Genomic DNA, 17837 nt, shown 5'->3' with positions numbered 1-17837 from the left:
TTGCGGCAAACCTTGACCGGGTGTTAAGCTTGGCCCATCTAGAGTATGCGCGTTACAGCATCCATTTACCTCAGACGGTCGCACGGATCATGAAAGTCGAAGGCTCCGGCAACATACGCGGCGGCGGTCCGGTCCGCCGCACCGGCAAGGCCGAAGGCTCCTCCGGTGCGGCCTTCTCGAAGCAGCTCGTCGGCGAGAGCGGCGGCCCCCAGGGCGTCAGCGCGACCGCGTCGGTGTCCGGCGTCTCGGGCGTGCTCGCCTTGCAGGAGGTCGACGCGACCGACGACGCGACCGCGCGGGCCTCGCGCGGAAAGATGCGGGCGGAGGAGATGCTCGACCGGCTGGAGGAAATCCAGCACGGCCTGCTGGCCGGCACGCTGTCCACGCAGAAGCTGATGGATCTCGCCAAGGTGGTGCAGACGCGCCGCGCCCAGGTGGACGACCCCGACCTCGCCGAGATCCTCGACGAGATCGATCTGCGCGCCCAGGTCGAGCTGGCGAAGCTGACCTCATGACGGTCGCCGCCCATGCTGCGCCGCAGCGCAGCCGGCGGTTGTCGATCCGGTCGCAAAAAGGTTACAAATCTTTTTCATTCCAAGGGCTTGTTTGATCGTTCCGGCCCCCAACCACGGGGTTGCGGACGCGCGTCCGCCTGCCTATACTCCGCGCCGCCCGGATCACCCCTTTTGCGCTGGATGCTTTCGGATGACGTCGCCGCTTCTGCCTCAGAACTACACCCCGTCGGAAGACGAGGCGTTCATGAACCCGGTCATGCGGGAATATTTCCGCCAGAAGCTTCTGCGCTGGCGCGCCGAGCTGTTGGCGGAATCCAGCGGGACGCTGAACAGCCTCCAGGAAGGCGGTATCCAGGAACCGGACATCGCCGACCGCGCGTCGGCCGAGACCGACCGCGCCCTGGAACTGCGCACCCGTGACCGCGAGCGCAAGCTGATCTCCAAGATCGACGCGGCGCTGGAGCGTCTCCAGGACGGCAGCTACGGCTATTGCGAGGAGACGGGGGATCCGATCGCGGTCCGCCGCCTCGACGCCCGTCCGATCGCGACGCTGAGCCTGGAGGCCCAGGAGCGTCACGAGCGCATGGAGCGCACGCAGCGCGACGACTGAGCGCTGCCTCCGCCGCCCCTTTCCGGGGAAACGTGACGGTCGAATCCGGCCGTCACGCGCGGTGGCGGCCTGCGGTTTGTCAGACCACGACTCCGTAGCCTTCGCGGAAGGCCGATCGGACATAGTCGGCGCTGGCGTAGGCGAAGCCCTGGTCGCCCCAGCCCGGCCCCCAACTGTTGCGGACGATGAAGCTGCCGTCGCGGCGGTAGCCGACGACGCAGACCGCATGGCCGCCCTTGACGCTTCGCGGGTCGTGGCGTTCGAGTTCGCCGTCCGCCCCGGCCCCCATCCAGGAGTCGTCGGCGTCGAGGCGGGTCAGGATCGGCCCGTTGGTGGCCAGCCATTTGCGCCACACCGCCGGACTGACGCCGAGATTGTGGAAGCTGGCGATGCGGAATCTGGCCGCCTTGGCGTAGAAGGCCTCGGCGGTGCCCTCCCACAGCGGCCCGTCCATCGGCAGATCGTCGTCCAGCGCGCATCCATATTGCCGGGCGATCTCCAACGCCCGTTTGGGCTGGGCGCCCTCGGCCTCGATGAAGGTCGTGGGGTAGCTGGTGAGTTCGTCGGTTTCCTTGTCGGCCATCCAGATGAAGCGCGGCGACAGCCGGACCGCGATGTCGATCATCGCCTTCCGGGCGAAGTGGTAGCGCAGCACGCCGTCGGCCGTGGCGAAGCCGACGCAGGCACCGCTCGTTCCCTGGCAACTCACCGGCCAGCGGTCGTCCCGGAGATCCACCGAATCGGGCAGATGCCGGGAGGAGACGGCCGGCACCGCTCCGCTGTCGAGCGCCACCTGCCAAGTCCAGTCCGCTTGCGTGTTGCGGGACGGAACGCAGTTGAGGACGGGCGTGTACCGGCTGTCGGGATCGATCATGCTGCGCGTTCGTTCCGGAAAGGCGTCGTTCGATGAGAGCAAGGCCGAGCGGCCTCCTCCCATGGTCGATGCGATTCCGGGGCTTGTAAAGGGGCGGGCGGTGACGGCGGCGTCGCAGGAGGACGGGCCTTTCTGAATGAAAGGGGCCGGATCGCAGGATTGTTTCTCCGGAACCGCGGAAGCTTGCTGCGGTTCCGGCGGATGCGGATTAGCATGCGGGCGTCGGTCCTGCCGACGCGACCGAACGCAATCAGGAGGTTCTTCCCGTGAGCCGACATGAGGAAAGCGTCTACCGCACGAGCAAGAAGCCCGGCGAGCCGAGCCTGGCCGAGATGAAGAGCCAAGCGGCCCGGCTGAAGCAGGATCTCGACCAGTTCAAGGGGCGCGGCGCCGGAGCCGCCCTGATCCAGCCCTTGCAGGAACGGATCCGCGACCTGGAGGCGGCGATCGCCCATGCGCAGGCGGCCAAGGCCGGGCCGGGGCCCGATCCCGACGCGCCGGACTACCGCCGTCCGGCCGCCGGGGCGACCTCCAGCCGCTTCCCTCCACGGGGGAAACCGACGCGGGCTTAGTCCCGCTCCGTTTCGGCCCCCCGTTCGGACATATGCTTCTGGCTGGTGTTGCTTCGCAGCATTCCCGCGTCAGTTCCCTGTGGGCAACCAAACCCATGAGGAAGAGGGGAGAGCAAAGCGATGCTTGCGAAGGCCATGTCGATCACCGTGCTTTGCCTGTCGGCCGCGGCGTGCAGTGGCGTGTCGATGGATTCGCCGGGGAACTCCTCGGGGGCGGGCGGAGCCGTCAGCGGTTCCTCCGGCGGCAGCCCGACCTCCTACGAGAGCGGTTACGGCGTCACCGCCGGCTCGTCCGACAGCAGCTGGGACGGCCAGATGGATTGGGGCGAATGACCGTGGCTAGGCGGTGCCGTCCCGGAGTGCCGCCTGGGCCAGCGCAAGGATGTTGTCGAGCCGGATGACCAACTCGTGTTCGCACAGGGCGGACCGGGCGGAGCCGGCCTCCAGGGTGATCGCGTGCAGGGCGTCGGTCAGCCGCTGGATTCGCGGGGACTGCCGGTCATCGGTCGTCGCGTCATCGGTCATCGGGTGCCTCGCCGGTATGGATGGGGCGGTCGCCCAAGCCTACACCGGGCCATCGGGCGATCCCTCCCTCTTCCGATGCCGGCCGTCCGGAATCCGGGCGATGCGCGAAGAGGGCGGGAATTCCGGAAACAGGGCGCTTCCGGGCGATGCCCGATTCGTGCCGGCCCCGGCCCATCGCCGGAGCTTTTTCCTTTTGGACGCGGGAAGCGGGATGGGCGTCCGCGTCGGGGCGGTGGGTGCGCAAAACCCGCCGAGGCTTGAAAGCCGTCGATCGGCCCGGCGCGGGCTTGCCGGCCCCGGCGGTGCGCCGGCCAACAAAAAACCCCGCGCGAGCAGGGCCAACCATCTGATGTGATTGTTTTTTAGGATGGAGGCACGGGCGGGAATCGAACCCACGTACACGGATTTGCAGTCCGCTGCATCACCACTCTGCCACCGCGCCATCCTGTCAGCGTCGACGCCGTTCCCGTCGGGAGAGCGTCGCGGTGTGGAGCGGTGGTATAACGACCCGCCGCCGGCCGGTCAAGGCGAATGGTGATGCTTTTCCCACGTTCCTTCATCGCGCCGCCGCGACCGGGCTCGAAGCTGGAGCCGCGCGGCTGTGACGTTGTGTTCCTGAAGGCTTTGCGGCTATATAAACCGCCATGGCAGGAGCCGTCTCGTGGTCGGCTTGGTGCCGGTGCCGTCACAACACATCCATACAAGCGACCGCCATGACCGATTTCGCCGCCGCCCGCTTCTTCATGGTCGAGGGACAGATTCGTCCGAACAAGGTCACGGACCATCGCCTCGTCGATGTCCTGTCCGAAACCCCCCGCGAGCTCTTCGTTCCCGAATCCGCCCGCGGCGTCGCCTATGTCGACGACGACCTGCCGCTCGGCAACGGCCGCTACCTGCTCGAGCCGATGGTCTTCGCCCGCATGCTCCAGTTCGTTTCCGTGCAGGAAACCGACCGGGTGCTCGACGTCGGCTGCGCCGGCGGCTATTCGACGGCGGTTCTCGCCCGTCTGGCGGCCTCGGTCGTCGGCGTCGACAGCGACGCGGGCCTGACCGCCGCCGCCACCGCCGCGCTTGCCGCCCAGGGCGTCGCCAACGCCACCATCGTGACCGCCCCGATGGCGGAGGGGTACGCCCAGAGCGGCCCTTACGACGTCATCGTCATCGAGGGTACCATCCCGGAGGTTCCGGCGGCTCTGGCCGCGCAGCTCGCCGAGGACGGCCGTCTGGTCGCCATCGTGCGGGACGAGCGCGGAGTCGGCGAGGTCCGGCTGTTCCAGCGCGCCGGCGGCGTGCTGTCCAGCCGCATCCTGTTCGAGGCGCAGCCCCACGCGCTGCCGGGATTCGAGAAAAAGACGTCTTTTGTGTTCTGATGATCGTTTGAACTGAACCGTGCAGTTCACATCCTTGCGGTTCTGCGTTACCGTCGCCGGTACCCTTGCGCGAAAGTGATAGCCCCATGCCCGCACCGTTCGAGATCGAGGTCGAAGAGCTGGACCGCCGCCGGAAAGCCGGCGACGACGCCCTCCTCCTCGACGTGCGCGAGGCGTGGGAGTATGGCCTGTGCGCCATCGACGGCAGCCTGCACATTCCGATGAACGGCCTTCCGGCCCGCGTCGCGGAATTGCCGAAGGACCGCGACATCGTCGTCGTGTGCCACCACGGTGGCCGCAGCGCGCAAGTCACCATGTGGCTGCGTTCCCAGGGGTTCGACCGCGCCATCAATCTCGATGGCGGCGTCGATGCCTGGGCGCGCCGAATCGACCCGAACATGAAGGTCTATTGAACATGACCGTGCGAAGCCGTTTTGCGCGCCCCTTGCTGGCGACGGCCTTGACCCTGACCGCCACGCTGGGTGGCGGGGCCGGCGTGGCGTGGGCCCAGTCGCTGGAACAGGCGCTGGCCCAGGCTTACGCCAACAACCCGACGCTGGGTGCCCAGCGCGCCCGCCTGCGCGCCGTCGACGAAGGCGTTCCGCAGGCGCTGTCCGGCTACCGTCCGACCGTCCGCGCCACCGCCGGCGTCACCCGCTCGATCAGCGAAAGCAAGTTCGACGGGGGTTCGACCGGGTCGGAGGCGAACGCCAAGAGCCTCGGCCTCAGCGCCAGCCAGCCGGTCTACGACGCGACCGTAGGTCCTGCCGTCCGCCGGGCCGAGCGGCTTGTCGAAGCGCAGCGCGCCTCGCTGATCGCCAGCGAGCAGACGATCCTTCTGAACGCCGCGCAGGCCTATCTGGACATCGTCCAGAACCAGGCGGTGCTCCAGCTCCAGAACAACAACGAGCAGGTGCTGCGCCGCCAGCTCGACGCCGCCCGCGACCGTTTCCGCGTCGGTGAATACACCCGCACCGACGTCAGCCAGTCCGAGTCGCGTCTGGCCGGCGCCATCGCCTCGAAAATCTCGGCCGATGGCCAGCTCAAGGCCTCGCGCGCGACCTACGAGCGGGTCGTCGGGGCCGCCCCCGGCAACCTGAAGGCGCCCAAGCCCTCCTTCAAGCTGCCCAAGACGCTGGACGAGCTGGTCGAGCTGGCCCGTGCCAACAACCCGAACGTCCTGTCGGCGAGCTACACGGAGGCCGCGCAGCAGGCGACGGTCGACCAGCAGTTCGGCCGCATGCTGCCGTCGGTCAACCTGTCGGCCACCGGCACCCGCAACTACGATCCGGGCCGCTCCTCGGGCGTCGACCTGAAGCGGTCGGACAGCGCGCAGCTCACCGCCCAGGTGACCATCCCGCTCTATCAGGCCGGCCAGCCGGAAGCCCTGGTCCGCGAGGCCAAGCAGACGGCGAACCAGGCCCGCCTGCAAATCGAGGAGGCGCGCCGGTCCGTCACGGAATCGGCGATCAGCGCGTGGCAGGCCCTGCAAACCGCGCGCGCCAGCATCGAGTCCTATTCGGCGCAGATCAAGGCGGCGGAAATCGCCCTGGAAGGCGTCCGGCAGGAGGCGCAGGTCGGCTCGCGCACCGTTCTCGACGTGCTGAACCAGGAGCAGGAACTGCTGAACGGCCGGGTCTTCCTGGTGCGCGCCCAGCGTGACGAAATGGTCGCGGCCTTCAATGTTCTCGCGGCGACGGGACAATTGACGGCGCAGCAGCTCAACTTGCCGATCCAGTATTACGATCCCCAGGCGAATTACGACAAGACGCGGGGCAAATGGTTCGGCACCTCGGTGTCCGAGTGAAACGAGACGGCCCGCGAAAGCGGGCCGTTTTTGTATTGTGGCTTTTTACCGACGTCTGCCCTAGGTTTGGGGCGGGTTGACGTCTCGGGTTTTCGACGATGAGCGATAAGGGCCAGCAAGAACCATCGATGGAGGAAATCCTCGCCTCCATCCGTCGGATCATTTCCGAGGACGGCGAGCCCGCGAAGACCGAGGCCGCGTCGCCTCCACCCCCGCCTCCGCCACCCCCGCCACCGCCTCCGCCCCCTCCGATGATGGAGGAGGAGGATGACGACGACGTTCTGGAACTCACCCAGATGGTCGAGGAGGATCCGGTCGCCGAGATGCCGGATTTCGGGGAGCCGGAGCCGGATCCGTGGAAGGACGAGCCCGCCTTTCCCGAGCCGCCGCCCCGCCCGTCGCTGTTCGACGAACCCGAACCGGAGCCGCCGCCTCCACCGCGCCCCGCGGCGCGGCGCCCGGCGCCGGCCTTCGACGATTTCGAGGACGACGAGCCGCCGCCCCCGCCGCGCCCGCGCCGTCGCCCCGTCGATGTGGACGACGGCCTGATCTCCCGCCGGACGGCGGAGGATGCCTCGCATCATCTGACCCATCTGGCGCGCGAGTTGGGGGACGACCTGTCGATCGGGCCGATGCCGATCGGCATCCGCACGGTGGAGGAGGTCGTGCGCGAACTGCTGAAGCCGCTGCTGAAGGAATGGCTGGACGAGAATCTGCCGACCATCGTGGAGCGACTCGTGCAGCAGGAGATCGACCGGATGATCCGCCGGTCGCAGAAATTCTGATCGGTCGCCGTTTGATCGGCTTGGACCGCTTTTTCAATCGGTACGAAGTGGAAGGAAAAAGGCCAGCTCCATCATTCGGGATTGGCCTTTTCTTTTTTACACGGATGAACACAGATAGACACGGATGGGCGAGACGAGTGACCGCCTTTGACCTGTTCCGCAATGTTGGTGATGATTTTTTCTGATCCGTGTCTGTCTGTGTTCATCCGTGTAAAAAAAGTGCTTCGGCTTACGCATGCATGCCGTAGCCGCCGTCGCCTCAAACATTTTCGCCGCGCAGTTCCGCCAGCCCGTCGTGATAGGCGCGGTCGAACAGCGCCTCCAGCCGGGCGTTGGTGCCGCGCAAGCCCGCCACGACGGCGTGCGCCCATTCGAAATACTCGACCTTCCGGATCAGCGGCCAGTCGGCCGGCGGGCTGGCGGCCATCGAGCGCAGGTTCGACACCTTGTCGGCCAGCTTCACCAGCTTGGCGCGGGTCGAGGCGGTCGGGGCCGCGTCGATCTGGTGCTGCTTGCGCTCGGCCTTGGACATGCGCTTGTCGTCGGTCGTCTCGGCCACCACCTTGACGACCTCCGGCCCGAACAGGCGTTCGATCTCCTCGTAGCTGGCGTCAGTGTCCTCCAGCGTGTCGTGCAGCAAGGCGGCGATCACCACCACCGGATCGGCGCCGCCGGTCGCCTCGGCGACCAGCAGCGCCACCTCCGACAGGTGGTTGACGTAGGGCTCGGCGCGCACCCCCTTGCGGCGCTGGTCGATGTGCTTGTGCGCGGCGAAATCCAGCGCGCGGGCGAAGTCCAGGAGGGGAGAGGGGGGCAGGCTGCTGGAGGGGCTCATGGCGTTCTTTCCTGTCCGGCGTTACTCTCCGCCCGAGACCCGCGCGAAGGACCGCTGATGTTCACGACTTTCTTCTTCGATCTGCGCAAGGCCGGTGTCCCCGTCTCGCTGACGGAGTACCTGACTCTCATGGAGGCCATGAAGCAGGGAACCGCGTCCTTCCGCGTCGAGGAGTTCTATTACCTCAGCCGCAGCTGTCTGGTGAAGGACGAGCGCAATCTCGATCGCTTCGACCGCGTGTTCGGCCAGACCTTCAAGGGTGTGACGGGGGAGGGGGAGGGCGGCGCCGACGAGGTGCCGGTCACCGAGATTCCGGAGGAATGGCTGCGCAAACTCGCCGAGCGCTTCCTGACCGAGGAGGAGAAGGCGCAGGTCCAGGCGCTCGGCGGCTGGGACAAGCTGATGGAGACCCTGGCGCAGCGGCTCGCCGAGCAGAAGGGGCGGCACCAGGGCGGGTCGAAATGGATCGGCACCGCCGGCACGTCGCCCTTCGGCGCCTACGGCTACAACCCGGAGGGTGTGCGGATCGGCCAGCACGAGAGCCGCCACCGCCGCGCCGTGAAGGTGTGGGACAGGCGCGAGTTCAAGAATCTCGACGACGGGGTGGAGATCGGCACCCGCAACATCAAGGTGGCGCTGCGCCGCCTGCGCAAGTTCGCCCGCACGGGTGCCGCCAGCGAGCTGGACCTGCCGGGCACCATCCGCGCCACCGCGGCCAACGCCGGCTGGCTCGACCTGAAGATGGTGCCGGAGCGGCACAACGCGGTGAAGGTGCTGCTGTTCCTCGACGTCGGCGGCTCGATGGACGACCACATCCGGCTGGTGGAGGAGCTGTTCTCCGCCGCGCGCGGCGAATTCAAGCATCTGGAGCACTTCTACTTCCACAACTGCGTCTACGAGGGCGTCTGGCGCGACAACGCCCGGCGCCACACCGAGCGCATCCCGACCTTCGACGTGCTGCACACCTATCCGCCGGATTACAAGCTGGTCTTCGTCGGCGACGCGGCGATGAGCCCCTACGAGATCGTCTATCCCGGCGGCAGCGTCGAGCATTGGAACGAGGAGGCCGGGCAGGTCTGGATGCAGCGCTTGCTGTCGGTCTACGGCAAGGCGGTGTGGCTGAACCCGACGCCGCAACCCTATTGGACCTATTCGGAGAGCACGCGGCTGATGCAGCGCCTGATGGACGGGCGGATGTTTCCGCTGACGCTGGAGGGGTTGGACGGGGCGATGCGCGAACTGGTGCGCTGAAGCGGGCGCGCCGCTTTTTGCTGGTTTGGCGAACGGACGCTTGACCCAGGACAAGGCGTCGTCGTGTGGTATGCGGTATACGCCTGCTCGCGCAACCGCGACCATGACACCGGGTAAGGACGATTTCGATGGATGACTGCACCGCTCACGGCCCGACCGCCCTGTCGCTCGACCAGGCGGTCGCCCGCATCGACCGGGGCTTCGGTCCCGTCACCGGCACGGAGGAGGTGCCGTTGCGCGCGGCGCTCGGCCGTGTGCTGGCGGAGGACGTGACTGCCCCGCTGAACGTGCCGCCGGCCGACGTGTCGGCGATGGACGGCTGGGGCTACGCCGCCGGAACGGGGGCCGAGGTGGCGGGCGGTTTCCGGCATCTGTCGGTGGTCGGCCGGGTGCCGGCCGGCTCCAGCTTCGGCGGCGTGGTCGGGGCCGGGCAGGCGGTGCGCATCTTCACCGGCGCGCCGGTCCCGGCCGGTGCCGACACCGTCGCCATGCAGGAGGATTGCCAGGGTGAAGGCGACGGCGTGCTGGTTCCCGCCGCCCTGAAGCGTGGCGCCAACATCCGCCCGGCCGGAGAGGACATGACCGCCGGCTCGGTGGTGCTGCGCCCCGGCCAGCGGATGCGCGCGCAGGAGGTCGGGCTGGCCGCCGCCGTCGGCCGCGCGTCGCTGAGCGTCCGCAAGCGGCTGCGCGTCGTGCTGTTCTCGACCGGCGACGAGCTGCGTGAACCGGGAACGCCGAAGCCGAACCACGCCATCTACGACGCCAACCGCTACACGCTGGCCGCCCAGCTCGACGCGCTGGGGGTGGAGGTCCGCGACCTCGGCATCCTGCCCGACCGGCCCGACGCCACCCGCGCGGCGCTGGCCGACGCGGCCGGAACCGCCGATCTGCTGATCACCAGCGGCGGCGTGTCGGTCGGTGAGGAGGACCATGTCAAGGCGGCGGTCGACGCGCTGGGCTCCATCGACCTGTGGACGCTGGCCATCAAGCCGGGCAAACCGCTGGCGCTCGGGCGGGTGGGGAACACGCCCTTCCTCGGGCTGCCGGGCAACCCGGTGTCGGCGATGGTGACCTTCCTGCTGGTCGGCCGCCCGCTGGTGTTGCGGCTGTCGGGCGCCACGAGCACCGCGACCCCGCGCAGTCTCGTGGTCGCCGGTTTCTCCTTCGACAAGAAGGCGGGACGCCGCGAGTTCCTGCGCGCCCGGCTGGAACGCGGGGCGGACGGCCGTCCGCTGGCGGTCAAGTTCCCGAGCAACAGCTCCGGCGTTCTCACCTCGATGGTCGAGGCCGACGGGCTGGTCGACATGCCGGCCGAAACGACGGCCATCCGTCCCGGCGATCTGGTCGATTTCCTGCCCTTCACCGGTCTGTTCGCGTGAGCGATCCGTTTTTCTGATCGAAACGGTAAAGACAATAAATTGGACCGATCATCGATTTCCCTCCATTTTCCCTGTGGAATTGGAGGGTGGAATGATGATGGTCCGAGGCTCTGTCACAAGCCTGTTTCCCGGCGTTCTCGTGTCGGCCCTGCTGGCCGGCACGGCCTCCGCGCTGGTCGCCGCCTTCGGCTGGCACAGCGTCAGCCCGCTGCTGCTGGCGGTGCTGCTCGGCATGGCGCTGCGCGCCGTTGTCGGCGCGCGGGAGAGTTTGCGGCCGGGCGTCGCCTTCACCGTGCGGCCGCTGCTGCGCGCCGCCGTGGTGCTGCTCGGCGCCCAGGTGACGGCGGCGCAGGTCGGGACGCTCGGCGTCGCCGGGTTGGCGGTGGTCGCCGCCTCGCTGGCGGCAAGCCTGTGGTTCACCGGGCGGCTCGGCCGCGCGCTGGGGGTGGAGCCGGGGCTCGCCCGGCTGATCGGGGCGGGAACCTCGATCTGCGGCGCGTCGGCCGTGCTCGCCGTCAACAGCGTCGCCCGCGCCGAGGAGGAGGACGTCGCCTACGCCATCGCCTGCGTCACCCTGTGCGGCACGCTGTCGATGCTGGCCTACCCGCTGCTCGCCGAGGCGCTGGCGCTGAATCCGCACGTCTTCGGACTGTGGGCGGGGGCGTCGATCCACGAGGTCGGGCAGGCGGTCGCCACCGCCTTCCAGGACGGGCGGGAGGCGGGGGAGATCGGCACGCTCGCCAAGCTGTGGCGGGTCATGCTGCTGGCCCCGGTCGTGGTGACGATGGGGGCCTTGCTGGCCCGGCGCGGCGGGAGAGGGGCGGATGGAGGCCCGGCGCCGCTGCCCTGGTTCGTCGCCGGCTTCCTCGGGCTGATCGCGCTGAACAGCGCCGGGCTGCTGCCGGAGCTGGTGCGCGGCTGGGCCGGGCAGGCCGCCCCCTTCCTGCTGGCGATGGCGCTGGGCGCCATGGGGCTGGACGCCGATCCCTCGAAGCTGCTGGCCAGGGGGCCGCGCCCGCTGCTGCTCGGTCTGGGGGCGACGCTGTTCCTTGCGTGCTTCAGCCTGATCGGCATCCTGTGCTTCGCCTGACGCGCCGGCCGGAGTTCCTTCCTTCATGACCCTGGAACAGTTGCGCATCTTCGTGGCGGTCGCCGACGCCCTCCATTTCACCCGCGCCGCCGAGACCCTGCGGCTGTCGCAGCCTGCGGTCAGCGCCGCCGTCGCCGCGCTGGAGGCGGAGCACGGCCTGCGCCTGTTCGACCGCATCGGCCGCCGGGTGGAGCTGACCGCCGCCGGCACCCTGCTGCGGGCGGAGGCGCGGTCGATCCTGCGCAAGGTCGAGGAAACCGGCGCGATGCTCGCCGACCTGTCGGGGCTGGCGCGCGGCACGCTGCGGCTGGTCGCCAGCCAGACGGTCGGCAACCACTGGCTGCCGCCGCGCCTTGCCCGCTTCGCCGCCGCCTTTCCCGGCATCCGCGTCGACCTGTCGATCGGCAACACCGAGGGCGTTGCCGAGGCGGTGCGCGACGGCCGCGCCGAACTGGGCATCGCCGAGGGCGCGGTGAGCGACCCGGCCCTGATGAGCGAGCGGGTGCCGGGCGACCGGCTGGTGCTGGCGGTCGCCCGCGCGCATCCCTGGGCGGAGCGTGGGACGGCCACGCCCGGCGACCTCGCCGCCGCGCGCTGGATCCTGCGCGAACCCGGTTCGGGCACGCGCGTCCTGTTCGAATCGGCGGTCCGCGCCGCCGGACTGGACCCGGCGACCCTCACCGTCGCGATGACGCTGCCCGGCGGCTCGGTGATCCGCCACGCGCTGCTCGCCGGGCTGGGGGTGAGCGTGCTGTCCGATCTGGTGGTGCGGGACGACCTGCGCGACGGCCGACTCGTCGCTGTCGCCGGGCTGGATCTGCCGGAGCGCGCCTTCCACCTCGTGCGCCACCGGGACCGCCACCGCAGCGCCGCCGAGCGGGAGTTCGTCCGGCTGGCGATCCCGGATGGATAGGCCGGCTGGGTGGGTCGTCAAGGCACTGTTATCAAGCGTATAAAGGGGGCGCACGCGAACTCATCCCGCGAACTTCGTTGAAGGCGACATGATGGCAAGGCTGCTGGCTCTGGTCTGGATCCTGGTGGTGGCGTTGATGGCGTCCGGCCCGGCGGGGGCCGACTACACGCCGCCGGGGGCGCTGGCCGACGCGGCCGCCTATGGCAACAGCCTGTTCGCCAAGGCGGGGCCGCAGCCGAATCCCAAGCTCCAGGCCGACGCGCTGAAGCAGGCGCGCGCCGCGATGGAGCGCAAGGACGCCACCTCGGCCGTTCCGAAATTCGAGCAGGCCATCATCCAGGGCGCCAACACGCCGTCGGTCTGGCTGGAACTGAGCGCCGCCTGGTCGGCGCTGCCCGCCCCCAACAAGGAGCGCGCGCTGCACGCCGCCGTGCTGGCCGGCCGGACCGACGCCAAGGACGAGGACCGCGTCGCCATCCTCTGGCGCATCGCCACGCTGATGGACGAATCCTTCGGCAAGCCGGACGAGGCGGCCAAGGCGCTCGCCTCCATCCGCGAGATGGCGGGTCGGATCGAGCCGGGTATCCTCGACGCCCGCGCGCCGGGTCTGGAAGGGCGCTGGGTCGCCATGCGCCGCAAGGCCGGCCTGCGCCTGACCGCCGTCACCGTCAATCCGGACGCCACGCCGCGCGCCTGCTTCCAGTTCTCCGACCAGCTCAGCACCCGCAAGGGCGTGCGTTTCGAGGATTACCTGCGGGTCGAGCCGCAAACCAAGCTGTCGGTCGAGGCGCGCGAGAACACGCTGTGCCTGCGCGGCGTCACCCATGGCAACGGCTACACCGTCACCCTGCGCCAGGGCCTGCCCGGCGAGGACGGCATCGACCTCAAGGCCGACGAGACCCAGTCGGTGCGGGTGCCCGACCGCCCCGCCATGGCGGCCTTCCGCGGCTCGGCCTTCATCCTGCCGCGCAGCGGGCCGGACGGGATTCCGCTGATCGCCGTGAACGCCGACAAGCTGGCGGTCGCGGTCTACCGCATCACCGACCGCGCGCTGGTTCCCGGCATGTCCGAGGGGCGGCTGTTCAACCCGCTGACCGCCAATTCCGCCGAGGTGCTGGCCGACCGCAACGGCGAGCTGGTGTGGAAGGGCGAGATGGACGTGAAGGGCGAGCGCAACCGCGACACCACGGTGGCGCTGCCCTTCCGCAAGGCGGTCGGCGACGACCCCAAGCCGGGCCTCTACGCCGTCACCGCCCAGCCGGCCGACGTCGAGCCGGCCGATCCCTGGGACGATCTGGCGACGCAGTGGGTGCTGGTCTCCGACATCGGGCTGACCAGCCTGCGCGGCGCCGACGGGCTGACCGTCTTCGCGCGGTCCTACGGCACCGCCAAGCCGATGGCCGGGGTCGAGGTGGCGCTGGTCGCCCGCAACAACACCGAGCTGGCGCGGGTCAAGACCGACGAGCTGGGCCGCGCCCGCTTCGCGCCCGGCCTGATGAAGACCGGCGGCAACAGCCCCGACATGGTGATGGCCTATCTCGGCACCGACTTCGCCATGCAGGATCTGACGGGGTCGGCCTTCGACCTCAGCGACCGTGGCGTCGGCGGCCGCGCCGCGCCGGGGCCGATGGACGCCTTCGTCTACACCGACCGTGGGGTCTACCGGCAGGGCGAGACCGTCAACCTCTCGGTCCTGCTGCGCGACGACAAGACCGAGGCGGTGGAGAATTTCCCGCTGACCGTCAAGGTGCTGCGCCCGAGCGGCACCGAGTATTACTCCGCCCCGGTCCAGGTCCAGGCGGCCGGCGGCGTCGCCCTGCCGTTGAGCCTGTCGCGCACGGCGCCGATCGGCGGCTGGCAGGTGTTGGTCTACGGCGACCCGAAGGGCGAGCCGGTCGGGCGCGGCTCCTTCCAGGTCGAGGATTTCGTGCCGATCAAGCTGGCGCTCGACCTGACCGCCGGCGGGCCGATCCTGGTGCCGGGCCAGCCCTTCGAGGTGGTAGCGCAGGGGCGCTTCCTCTACGGCCCGCCCGCCGCCGGCCTCGACGGCACGGCGGAGGTGCTGCTCCAGCCCGATCCCGTTCCCTATCCGAACTTCAAGGATTTCCGCTTCGGCCGGGTGCAGGACAGTTTCGATTCGAAATTCACCGAGCTTGAGTTCCCGACCACCGACGAACAGGGCCGGTCGCATGTCGCGGTGGAGCTGAAGGACGTCCCCGACACCAGCCGCCCGCTGCGCGCCCAGATCACCGCCACCCTGTCCGAGCCGGGCGGACGCCCGGTGCGCAAGTCGGTGACGGTGCCGGTGCGTCCCAAGGCCCACGCGCTGGGCTTGCGCCCGCATTTCAAGGACGGCCGCATCGGCGAGGGGCAGGAGGCGGGCTTCGACCTCGTGGCGGTGGCCCCCGACGGCACCCAGATCGCCAAGCCCGGCCTGAGCTGGGAGTTGGTCGAGGAGCGCGTCGTCTACCAATGGTACCGGCAGGGCGGCCGCTACAGCTACAACTCCAGCGTCCGCAACGTCTCCCTGGCGTCCGGCACCGTCGCGGCGCTGGCCGACAAGCCGGTGGCGCTGGCGCTCGGGAAGCGCGACTTCGGCCGCTACCGCGTCGAGGTGACTGACAAGGCGGCGGGCGTCGCCTCCTCCTACCGCTTCTACGTCGGTTGGCAGGGCGGCGACGACAGCGGCGACGTGCCCGACAAGCTGGAGGTCTCGACCGACAAGCAGGCCTACCGCCCCGGCGACACCGCGCGTGTCCGCATCGCGCCGCCCTTCGCCGGCGAGGTGCTGCTGACCGTGGCGACCGACCGGCTGTTCGACGTCCGCACCCTGTCGGTCCCCGCCGAGGGCGCCACCGTCGAGATTCCGGTGGACGCCGCCTGGGGTCCGGGCGCCTACGTCACCGCCACCGCCTACCGCCCGCCGGTCAAGGGGCGGGAGCGCCAGCCGGTGCGGGCACTCGGCGTCGCCTGGGTCGGCATCGACCCGTCGGTGCGCACGCTCGACGTGGCGCTCGACGCCCCGGCGACGATTCGTCCGAACGGCCCGCTGGAGGTCGCGCTGAAGGTGACGCCGGCCGGCGGCGGCAGCCTGACCGAGGACGCCTATGTCACGCTGGCGGCGGTGGACGAGGGCATCCTGCGCCTGACCGACTTCGCCAGCCCGCAGCCGGGCCGGCATTTCTTCGGCAAGCGGACGCTCGGCCTCGACATCCGCGACGATTACGGGCACCTGATCGACGCGCTCGACGGGCCGTTCGGCGCCCTGCGCCAGGGTGGCGATTCCAGCGGCGCCGGCCTGCCCGTGGTGCCCTTCACCGTGGTATCGCTGTTCAAGGGGCCGGTGAAGGTCGGGTCCGACGGCATCGCCCGTATCCGCTTCGACGTGCCCGACTTCAACGGCGAGCTTCGCCTGATGGCGGTCGCCTACAGCCGTGGCCGCGTCGGTTCGGCCGACAAGCCGGTGACGGTGCGCGACCCGCTGGTCGCCGACGCCATCCTGCCGCGCTTCCTCGCCCCTGGCGACGACAGCCGGGTGACGCTCTCGCTCCACAACGTCGAGGCCGCCGCCGGAACCTACGCGGTGACGGTCGAGGGCCGCGACGCCGTGTCGGTGCAGGGCGGCAGCCTGTCGGTCGCCCTGGAGAAGGGAGAGCGCAAGACGCTGATCGTCCCGCTGAAGGGTCTGTCGGCCGGCATCGGCCACGTCGCCCTGTCGGTGAAGGGGCCCGAAAACCTTACGGTCGCCCACGAGTACGGCATCACCGTGCGCCCGGCGCGCGGGGTGGAGACCCAGTTCGTCACCCGTCAGGTGGCGCCCGGCGAATCCCTGCGCTTCGACGGGGCGGAACTGGCCGCCTACGTGCCGGGAACCACGGCGTGGTCGGCCAGCTTCACCACCGCGCCGCCCTTCGACGTCGGCGGCATCCTGCGGGCGCTCGACCGCTACCCGTTCGGCTGTCTGGAGCAGACCGTCAGCCGCGCGCTGCCGCTGATGTCGGTGAAGGATGTGGAACTGGCGCTCGGCACCGACCGCAAGCCGGATGACGGGCTGGAGAGCCGCATCCAGCAGGCGATCTCGCGCACGCTCGACAAGCAGCGCTTCGACGGCGCCTTCGGGCTGTGGAGCGCCCAGGACCAGGCCGACGGCTGGCTGACCGCCTACGCCACCGAGTTCCTGGTCCGCGCCAGGCAGAAGGGGCAGGCGATTCCCGACAAGCCGTTGGCCGACGCGCTGGCGTGGCTGCGCCAGCGCGCCATCGCCAGCGCCAGCGAGCCGGAGGAGCTGGCGGTGCGCGCCTACGCCCTGCACACGCTGGCGCTGGCCGGCATCGCGCTGCCGGGGCCGGCGCGCTACCTGCACGACACCGCGCTCGACAAGCTGCCGACTCCGCTCGCCAAGGGGCAGCTCGGCGCGGCGCTCGCCCGCATGGGCGACACGGAGCGCGCGACCAGCGCCTTCGACTCCGCCGCCGCCCGGCTGGCCCGAGAGGAGTGGCACGCCGACTACGGCTCGACCGTCCGCGACGCGGCCGCGCTGATCGTGCTGGCCTCGGAGGTCAACATGGCCGGCAACCGGCTGCCGACGCTGCTCGACCGCCTGCCGGCCTCGGCCACCGCGGCCAACCGCACCAACACGCAGGAGAAGGCGTGGTCGGTGCTGGCCGCCGACACGCTGCTGCGCGGCGCCCCGGCGCGGGTCGAGCTGACCCTGCCGGGCGGGGTGAGGCGCGACGGACCGCGCGTGGACCTGACGCCGACCCTGGCCCAGCTCAGCGCCGGGCTGCCGGTGTCCAACGCCGGCAAGGCGGCGGTGTGGCAGGCGGTGTCGGTGTCCGGCGTGCCGGTGACGCCGCTGCCGGCGGCCCGCGAGGGGCTGCGCGTCAAGCGCAACTTCTTCACCCGCAAGGGCGAGCCGCTGAACCTCGACGCCATCCGCCAGAACGACGTGTTCGTCGTCGTGCTGGAGGGCGAGGCCAACACCAACCTCTATCATCAGGTCGCCATCACCCACCCGCTGCCGGCGGGTTGGGAGATCGAGAACGCCAATCTCGGGGCGGGTTCGGTCTCCGACCTGTCCTGGCTCGGCGACCTCAGCGCGACCCGTACGAGCGAGGCGCGCGACGACCGCTTCGTCGCGGCGGTGGATCTGTCGGAGGGGGAGAAGACCTTCAAGCTGGCCTTCATCGTCCGCGCCATCACGCCGGGCGTCTACGAGATGCCGGGTGCTGTGGTGGAGGACATGTACAAGCCGCGCTTCTTCGCCCGGCAGACCGTCGGCCGCATCACCGTCCATCCGGCGGAGTGACGG

16 protein-coding genes and 1 tRNA gene are annotated in these 17837 nt (G+C 69.9%); 13 read left to right on the top strand and 4 right to left on the bottom strand.

Annotation, left to right across the window (positions count from 1 at the left end):
• Positions 1 to 89 precede the first annotated feature (89 nt).
• Both JN22_RS28335 and dksA read left to right on the top strand, forming a co-directional pair.
• On the top strand, positions 90 to 515 hold the full coding sequence (locus JN22_RS28335; RefSeq protein WP_085557057.1) for a flagellar assembly protein FliX: 426 nt from the start codon (positions 90 to 92) through the stop codon (positions 513 to 515).
• A 190-nt stretch (positions 516 to 705) separates the two neighbouring features.
• Complete coding sequence (gene dksA / locus JN22_RS28330; RefSeq protein WP_085557056.1) at positions 706 to 1125, top strand: RNA polymerase-binding protein DksA; 420 nt, start codon at positions 706 to 708, stop codon at positions 1123 to 1125.
• 79 nt (positions 1126 to 1204) lie between these two features.
• Here dksA and JN22_RS28325 read toward each other — a convergent pair whose 3' ends face one another.
• On the bottom strand, positions 1205 to 1999 hold the full coding sequence (locus JN22_RS28325) for a C1 family peptidase (RefSeq protein ID WP_179166248.1): 795 nt from the start codon (positions 1997 to 1999) through the stop codon (positions 1205 to 1207).
• 266 nt (positions 2000 to 2265) lie between these two features.
• Between JN22_RS28325 and JN22_RS28320 the strand changes: the two genes are divergently transcribed.
• Positions 2266 to 2571, top strand: a complete 306-nt coding sequence (locus JN22_RS28320) for a hypothetical protein (RefSeq protein ID WP_085557054.1) — start codon at positions 2266 to 2268, stop codon at positions 2569 to 2571.
• 120 nt (positions 2572 to 2691) lie between these two features.
• Positions 2692 to 2904, top strand: a complete 213-nt coding sequence (locus JN22_RS28315; protein WP_085557053.1) for a hypothetical protein — start codon at positions 2692 to 2694, stop codon at positions 2902 to 2904.
• Positions 2905 to 2910: 6 nt separating this feature from the next.
• Here JN22_RS28315 and JN22_RS28310 read toward each other — a convergent pair whose 3' ends face one another.
• Positions 2911 to 3096: a hypothetical protein gene (locus tag JN22_RS28310; protein WP_085557052.1), complete on the bottom strand. Its 186-nt coding sequence runs from the start codon at positions 3094 to 3096 to the stop codon at positions 2911 to 2913.
• A gap of 368 nt (positions 3097 to 3464) precedes the next feature.
• Positions 3465 to 3538, bottom strand: a tRNA-Cys gene (locus tag JN22_RS28305).
• Positions 3539 to 3809: 271 nt separating this feature from the next.
• Here JN22_RS28305 and JN22_RS28300 point away from each other — a divergent pair.
• The 4 genes from JN22_RS28300 (at position 3810) to JN22_RS28285 (ending at position 7058) form a co-directional block, all read left to right on the top strand.
• Positions 3810 to 4466 (top strand): protein-L-isoaspartate O-methyltransferase family protein, encoded by a 657-nt coding sequence (locus JN22_RS28300; RefSeq protein WP_085557051.1) that lies wholly within the window; start codon positions 3810 to 3812, stop codon positions 4464 to 4466.
• 86 nt (positions 4467 to 4552) lie between these two features.
• Positions 4553 to 4879 (top strand): rhodanese-like domain-containing protein, encoded by a 327-nt coding sequence (locus JN22_RS28295; protein ID WP_085557050.1) that lies wholly within the window; start codon positions 4553 to 4555, stop codon positions 4877 to 4879.
• A gap of 2 nt (positions 4880 to 4881) precedes the next feature.
• Positions 4882 to 6273 carry a TolC family outer membrane protein gene (locus JN22_RS28290; RefSeq protein WP_085557049.1) on the top strand — a complete coding sequence of 464 codons (1392 nt, stop codon included), beginning with the start codon at positions 4882 to 4884 and terminating at the stop codon, positions 6271 to 6273.
• Positions 6274 to 6401: 128 nt separating this feature from the next.
• Entirely contained in the window at positions 6402 to 7058 is a 657-nt protein-coding gene (locus JN22_RS28285) for a DUF2497 domain-containing protein (protein ID WP_223677923.1), read from the top strand.
• A 259-nt stretch (positions 7059 to 7317) separates the two neighbouring features.
• Here the strand turns inward: JN22_RS28285 and JN22_RS28280 are convergent, their stop codons facing one another.
• The gene (locus tag JN22_RS28280; RefSeq protein WP_085557047.1) at positions 7318 to 7893 is read right to left on the bottom strand and encodes an HD domain-containing protein; all 576 of its coding nucleotides are present in this window, start codon (positions 7891 to 7893) and stop codon (positions 7318 to 7320) included.
• A 57-nt stretch (positions 7894 to 7950) separates the two neighbouring features.
• Here JN22_RS28280 and JN22_RS28275 point away from each other — a divergent pair, with 57 nt between their 5' ends.
• The 5 genes from JN22_RS28275 (at position 7951) to JN22_RS28255 (ending at position 17834) form a co-directional block, all read left to right on the top strand.
• The gene (locus JN22_RS28275; RefSeq protein ID WP_085557046.1) at positions 7951 to 9144 is read left to right on the top strand and encodes a vWA domain-containing protein; all 1194 of its coding nucleotides are present in this window, start codon (positions 7951 to 7953) and stop codon (positions 9142 to 9144) included.
• Between the two features lie 128 nt (positions 9145 to 9272).
• The gene (locus JN22_RS28270) at positions 9273 to 10523 is read left to right on the top strand and encodes a molybdopterin molybdotransferase MoeA (RefSeq protein WP_085557045.1); all 1251 of its coding nucleotides are present in this window, start codon (positions 9273 to 9275) and stop codon (positions 10521 to 10523) included.
• A 91-nt stretch (positions 10524 to 10614) separates the two neighbouring features.
• Complete coding sequence (locus tag JN22_RS28265; protein ID WP_143268517.1) at positions 10615 to 11613, top strand: YeiH family protein; 999 nt, start codon at positions 10615 to 10617, stop codon at positions 11611 to 11613.
• 25 nt (positions 11614 to 11638) lie between these two features.
• A complete protein-coding gene (locus JN22_RS28260) occupies positions 11639 to 12526 on the top strand; it encodes a LysR family transcriptional regulator (RefSeq protein ID WP_085557044.1) in 888 nt (295 codons plus the stop codon).
• An 88-nt stretch (positions 12527 to 12614) separates the two neighbouring features.
• Complete coding sequence (locus tag JN22_RS28255; protein ID WP_085557043.1) at positions 12615 to 17834, top strand: alpha-2-macroglobulin family protein; 5220 nt, start codon at positions 12615 to 12617, stop codon at positions 17832 to 17834.
• Positions 17835 to 17837: the final 3 nt, after the last annotated feature.

It is taken from the genome of Azospirillum agricola, assembly GCF_020005195.1.
GTDB classification, from domain to species: domain Bacteria; phylum Pseudomonadota; class Alphaproteobacteria; order Azospirillales; family Azospirillaceae; genus Azospirillum; species Azospirillum agricola.
This window is presented reverse-complemented; position numbering and strand designations above follow the sequence as displayed.

Bases quoted from the DNA above. Each gene is read 5' to 3' on its own strand.
- JN22_RS28285 (WP_223677923.1), top strand. From the start codon at position 6,402: ATGGAGGAAATCCTCGCCTCCATCCGTCGGATCATTTCCGAGGACGGC.
- JN22_RS28275 (WP_085557046.1), top strand. From the start codon at position 7,951: ATGTTCACGACTTTCTTCTTCGATCTGCGCAAGGCCGGTGTCCCCGTC.
- JN22_RS28335 (WP_085557057.1), top strand. From the start codon at position 90: ATGAAAGTCGAAGGCTCCGGCAACATACGCGGCGGCGGTCCGGTCCGC.
- JN22_RS28310 (WP_085557052.1), bottom strand. From the start codon at position 3,096: ATGACCGATGACGCGACGACCGATGACCGGCAGTCCCCGCGAATCCAG.
- JN22_RS28290 (WP_085557049.1), top strand. From the start codon at position 4,882: ATGACCGTGCGAAGCCGTTTTGCGCGCCCCTTGCTGGCGACGGCCTTG.
- JN22_RS28255 (WP_085557043.1), top strand. From the start codon at position 12,615: ATGATGGCAAGGCTGCTGGCTCTGGTCTGGATCCTGGTGGTGGCGTTG.
- JN22_RS28260 (WP_085557044.1), top strand. From the start codon at position 11,639: ATGACCCTGGAACAGTTGCGCATCTTCGTGGCGGTCGCCGACGCCCTC.
- JN22_RS28265 (WP_143268517.1), top strand. From the start codon at position 10,615: ATGATGATGGTCCGAGGCTCTGTCACAAGCCTGTTTCCCGGCGTTCTC.
- JN22_RS28295 (WP_085557050.1), top strand. From the start codon at position 4,553: ATGCCCGCACCGTTCGAGATCGAGGTCGAAGAGCTGGACCGCCGCCGG.
- JN22_RS28315 (WP_085557053.1), top strand. From the start codon at position 2,692: ATGCTTGCGAAGGCCATGTCGATCACCGTGCTTTGCCTGTCGGCCGCG.
- JN22_RS28325 (WP_179166248.1), bottom strand. From the start codon at position 1,999: ATGATCGATCCCGACAGCCGGTACACGCCCGTCCTCAACTGCGTTCCG.
- JN22_RS28280 (WP_085557047.1), bottom strand. From the start codon at position 7,893: ATGAGCCCCTCCAGCAGCCTGCCCCCCTCTCCCCTCCTGGACTTCGCC.
- JN22_RS28300 (WP_085557051.1), top strand. From the start codon at position 3,810: ATGACCGATTTCGCCGCCGCCCGCTTCTTCATGGTCGAGGGACAGATT.
- JN22_RS28270 (WP_085557045.1), top strand. From the start codon at position 9,273: ATGGATGACTGCACCGCTCACGGCCCGACCGCCCTGTCGCTCGACCAG.
- dksA (WP_085557056.1), top strand. From the start codon at position 706: ATGACGTCGCCGCTTCTGCCTCAGAACTACACCCCGTCGGAAGACGAG.